Raw genomic sequence first — 4,219 nt, forward strand, 5'->3', positions numbered from 1 at the left:
TAAAAAGAAGTTTGAAGTCATAGAATATACAGACGAATCATACCAGGAAGAACTTGAACGCATCCGTGAAAAGTTTATTCCGCTGGTAAAAATCTGTAAAGAATACGGCACGGCAATGCGGATCGGAACCAATCACGGTTCACTTTCCGATCGTATTTTATCCCGTTACGGAGATACACCATTAGGTATGGTAGAGTCGGCCCTGGAGTTTTTACGTATTTGTGAAGACTTGGAATATTACAATATTGTAATTTCCATGAAAGCCAGCAATACACAGGTTATGGTACAGGCTTACCGTCTTCTAGTTCAGAAACTGGAGGAGGAAGGTTTGCGTCCTTACCCACTTCACCTGGGTGTAACCGAAGCCGGCGAGGCAGAAGACGGACGGATAAAATCTGCCGTTGGAATCGGAACATTGTTAGAGGATGGATTGGGTGATACCGTTCGGGTATCGTTAACCGAAGCTCCGGAATTTGAAATTCCAGTGGCCGCAAAATTGGTGGACCGTTATGTCAACCGGAAAAATCATACCCCGATTCCGTTTGTAGAAAAAAATCCGATCAACCCGTATTCCTATAAAAGAAGAAGTACAAATGATGTGCATACCATTGGGGGCGCAAATGTTCCCCGGGTGATTGCCGACCTGAGTCATGTGGAATCTCTGGAAATGAAAGACCTGAAATCCATCGGTCATTTTTATTTACCTGCTTTGGATAAATGGAGCATGAATGACCTGGGAGCAGATTTTGTATATACCGGTCATCAGAAAGCACCTTTTATGTTGCCAAATGGTTTAAGGGAAATTGTGGATGCTGATACCTGGAAAGTTTTACCGGACCAAACAACCGTATATCCGTTGTTTACAGCCCGCTGGTATAAAACCGATGTAGTGAAACACCCCGAACTGAATTTTGTAGTTGCTGATATTGAAGATATTGATGAAGCATTACTGAGCCGTTTGGCAAAAGACTCTACTGTAGTACTGATATTAGAGTCGTTTAATGAACATGCCATGGCAGAATTACGCCGAAGCTTTATCACGTTAATGAACAGGGAGATTAAAACTCCGGTGATCATTAAACGGGCTTATGCGCAAAAAAATGAGGAATCTTTGTTTTTAGCAGCTTCAACAGATATCGGAGGGTTACTGGTAGATGGTTTGGGCGACGGAGTTTTCCTGGCTACTGCAAAATCTGTTCAACCGGATAAGGAAGCTTTGCTGAATTATCTGAAAAGTTTGAATAATTTAGGCTTTGGAATTCTCCAGGCGGCTCGTACCCGTATGACCAAGACAGAATATATTTCCTGTCCTTCATGCGGAAGAACGTTGTTCGACCTGCAGGAAACCACTGCTATGATCCGCAAGCGTACCGATCACCTGAAGGGTGTGAAGATCGGTATCATGGGTTGTATTGTAAATGGTCCGGGTGAAATGGCCGATGCGGATTATGGTTATGTAGGCGTGGGGAAAGATAAGATTGCGCTTTACCGCGGACAAACGGTTGTCAATAAAGCCGTGGCTTCTGATAAAGCAGTAGATGAACTGATCAATATTATTAAAGAAGATGGCAAATGGCTGGAACCAGTAGTTTCAGAGTTGGCATCTTAATACAGATGTTATACAAAGTATGAATTGGAAAGAATATTTTAATGTGAAAGACCTGGTCGGATACTTTTTCAGAAAGAAAGATCCGAATGCTTCCAGCTATATGAAAATGATGTATTGGGCAAACAGGATAGCAATTACTATGTTTTTAGTTTGCCTTGTAGTGATTATATATCGTTTATTTATCCGTTAATTTTGTGAACAAATGAAGAAAATCTTCCTGGGAATATTGGTTTGCTGGACGCTGCAGTCTGAAGCCGCTGTTGGATTGGAGAAGGTACCAAGCCCTGTTCCTTCAAAAAGCATTATCTGTAAAGATACTGTCCGAAATGATTTTACACCGGTTCTGTTGAACAGAGATCCTTATACTGAAAGTGCAATTGAGGGCAAATCACCGGCAGACAAAAGAACAAGACAGGAGCGAAGAAGACAGACTATCAGAATTGTTTCAAAAACAACCGAAGACGTACTGTTCATCCTGATTGAAGTTGCTGTTGAAGTACTGGAATGCTGGAGTACATATCAATAATTCCCGGACTTTATCATTTATATATATCTGTAATCTATAACTATGCTTATGCATTATTTAAAATATACATTTCTTTGTTTGATTCTTTGCAGCTACTTGATCGGTCAGGCACAAACTATTCCAACGCCATTCAAGTCCCAGGAAAAATATGGGTATGTGGATGCGGGCACCGGCAAAGTAATCATTCAACCTATTTATGATAAAGTGACTCCTTTTTCTGAAGGAAGAGCATTGGTATACCGCATGGGAAAAGGGTATTTTATTGACCAGACAGGTGCAATAAAAATCAATCTTAAATACGATTCGGCACTCGCGTTTACAGAAGGTTTGTCAGCGGTAAAGGCAACAGGTGCCTGGGGGTATATGGATAAATTAGGTTCGTTAAAAATTCCGTTGAAATTTGAACAAGCTTATCCGTTTGCAGAAGGAATGGCTGTAATCAAAAAAGGTGGCAAGTACGGATATATTGATAAGACCGGAAAAGAAATCATTCTTCCTCAATTTGAAAGCGGATTTGAATTTTCAGAAGGAATGGCTGCCGTAAAGAAAAACGGCAAGTATGGATACATTAATTCCAAAGGTGTTTTTGTTGTACAGCCCTTGTATGAAAAAGCCGGTAACTATAGCAGTGGGGTTGCTGTGGTAGAGCGTGACGGTAAATATGGAATTATTGATAAAAGCGGAAAAGCAATTCTGGCGATTGAGCAGGATTGGGTTTCTGTTTTTAAAGATGGATTGGTTCGTGTACAAAAAAGTGAAACCTGGGGATTTGCGAATTCTTCCGGTGTGATGATTATTCCTGCTGATTATGACTGGGCCTCAGACTTTTCCAATGGGTATGCAAAAGTAAAGAAGAATAACCTATATGGCTACATTGATAAAACAGGTACGGTAATTGTACCATTGGTATATCAATGGCTGGAAGATCCGGATAACGATCTGGAGATGATGGCTATAAAAAGCGGCACCTGGGGATGTATTAACATGGAAAATGAAGTTGTTAGTCCGTTTACCTATAAAGTGAACCGTCCGTTCTCTGAAGGATATGCAGTGGTAACCAAAGCAGGTAAATACGGGTATATTGATATGAAAGGAAAATTATCTATATCTTTTAATTATGAATATGCGTATGACTTCCTGAATGGCACTGCTGAAGTAGTTTTGAATGAAAAGACTCGCTTCATTGATAAAAAAGGTACTTGTGTTAAGTTTTGTGAATAATAAATTTGATTATGAATCGATTAAATAAGATTGTTTTGGGTATAGGTGTAGCTGTTTTGTCTCTTACATCTCTTTCCGGTAATGCACAGGTCGGAAAGCACAATAGTTTAGTGGCAGAAGATCTGAAAGTAATTTTAGTGAAAGATATTGAACATATTGCCGATAGTACGCATCATACCCATGCGCACGATCCACATAAGTCAAGCTATAAAATTCTGCATGTAAATTTCCTGCTTGTGAATACCGATTCCAGTATCACAACACCCACTTATAAAGCAGTAATGATGCGTGTACTGGATCCGCATGGCGTTGATATCTATGATCCGGCTTCCGGCGGTGGTTTATTCCTGTTAAATAGTAAAGAAACTCCTTACACATACAAGGTAAGCACTAAATACGATGGCAAGCCTTTACAAATCGATTTCTTATATAACCATTCAAAGCATTTCAGACATGGTCTGCATATTATAGAACTCTATGTTGATGGTTTGAAAATCGGAGAAGAACATTTCCTGATTAAATAAAACAATCATTTTCTCTATAAAGAAAAAGTCACGCTTCCGGCGTGACTTTTTCTTTATAGAGGATTATTTATGCAGATGATTTTTTAAGTTTATAATTCAATATGTCAGAAATAAACGATTGTGAAAAATAACCGGAAACATTTCCAAACACTGGATGCATTAAGATTCTTCGCATTTTTTAAAGTGTTTCTGTTTCACATACCTATATGGAGTTTTCCAGTACTGACTTTTGTAAAGGAAGGTGGTGGTACGGCAGTCACATTCTTTTTTGCTTTAAGCGGTTTTTTAATTACATATATCATTCTGGAAGAAAAAAAAGCGACCGGTACATTCAACATG

The 4,219-nt window shown here is 39.3% G+C and carries 5 protein-coding genes and 1 pseudogene; all 6 read left to right on the top strand.

Annotated features, from left to right (window positions below; genetic code table 11):
* A partial coding sequence (ispG, locus tag ACTHJT_RS16765; RefSeq protein ID WP_440240334.1) for a (E)-4-hydroxy-3-methylbut-2-enyl-diphosphate synthase occupies nt 1–1,609 on the top strand: 1,609 nt, incomplete at its 5' end.
* A 19-nt stretch (nt 1,610–1,628) separates the two neighbouring features.
* The gene (locus tag ACTHJT_RS16770) at nt 1,629–1,799 is read left to right on the top strand and encodes a DUF6728 family protein (protein ID WP_440240336.1); all 171 of its coding nucleotides are present in this window, start codon (nt 1,629–1,631) and stop codon (nt 1,797–1,799) included.
* Between the two features lie 12 nt (nt 1,800–1,811).
* On the top strand, nt 1,812–2,135 hold the full coding sequence (locus ACTHJT_RS16775; RefSeq protein WP_440240338.1) for a hypothetical protein: 324 nt from the start codon (nt 1,812–1,814) through the stop codon (nt 2,133–2,135).
* A gap of 48 nt (nt 2,136–2,183) precedes the next feature.
* On the top strand, nt 2,184–3,356 hold the full coding sequence (locus tag ACTHJT_RS16780; RefSeq protein ID WP_440240340.1) for a WG repeat-containing protein: 1,173 nt from the start codon (nt 2,184–2,186) through the stop codon (nt 3,354–3,356).
* A gap of 11 nt (nt 3,357–3,367) precedes the next feature.
* Complete coding sequence (locus ACTHJT_RS16785; RefSeq protein ID WP_440240342.1) at nt 3,368–3,880, top strand: hypothetical protein; 513 nt, start codon at nt 3,368–3,370, stop codon at nt 3,878–3,880.
* Nucleotides 3,881–4,000: 120 nt separating this feature from the next.
* Nucleotides 4,001–4,219: pseudogene (locus ACTHJT_RS16790) on the top strand (acyltransferase family protein); the annotation flags it as partial.

Origin of the sequence: Cytophaga sp. (assembly GCF_051961495.1) — a bacterium.
Classification (GTDB): domain Bacteria; phylum Bacteroidota; class Bacteroidia; order Cytophagales; family Cytophagaceae; genus Cytophaga.

Excerpts from the sequence above, each read along its gene's own strand:
- ACTHJT_RS16770 (WP_440240336.1), top strand. The coding sequence starts at position 1,629 with ATGAATTGGAAAGAATATTTTAATGTGAAAGACCTGGTCGGATACTTT.
- ACTHJT_RS16775 (WP_440240338.1), top strand. The coding sequence starts at position 1,812 with ATGAAGAAAATCTTCCTGGGAATATTGGTTTGCTGGACGCTGCAGTCT.
- ACTHJT_RS16780 (WP_440240340.1), top strand. The coding sequence starts at position 2,184 with ATGCATTATTTAAAATATACATTTCTTTGTTTGATTCTTTGCAGCTAC.
- ACTHJT_RS16785 (WP_440240342.1), top strand. The coding sequence starts at position 3,368 with ATGAATCGATTAAATAAGATTGTTTTGGGTATAGGTGTAGCTGTTTTG.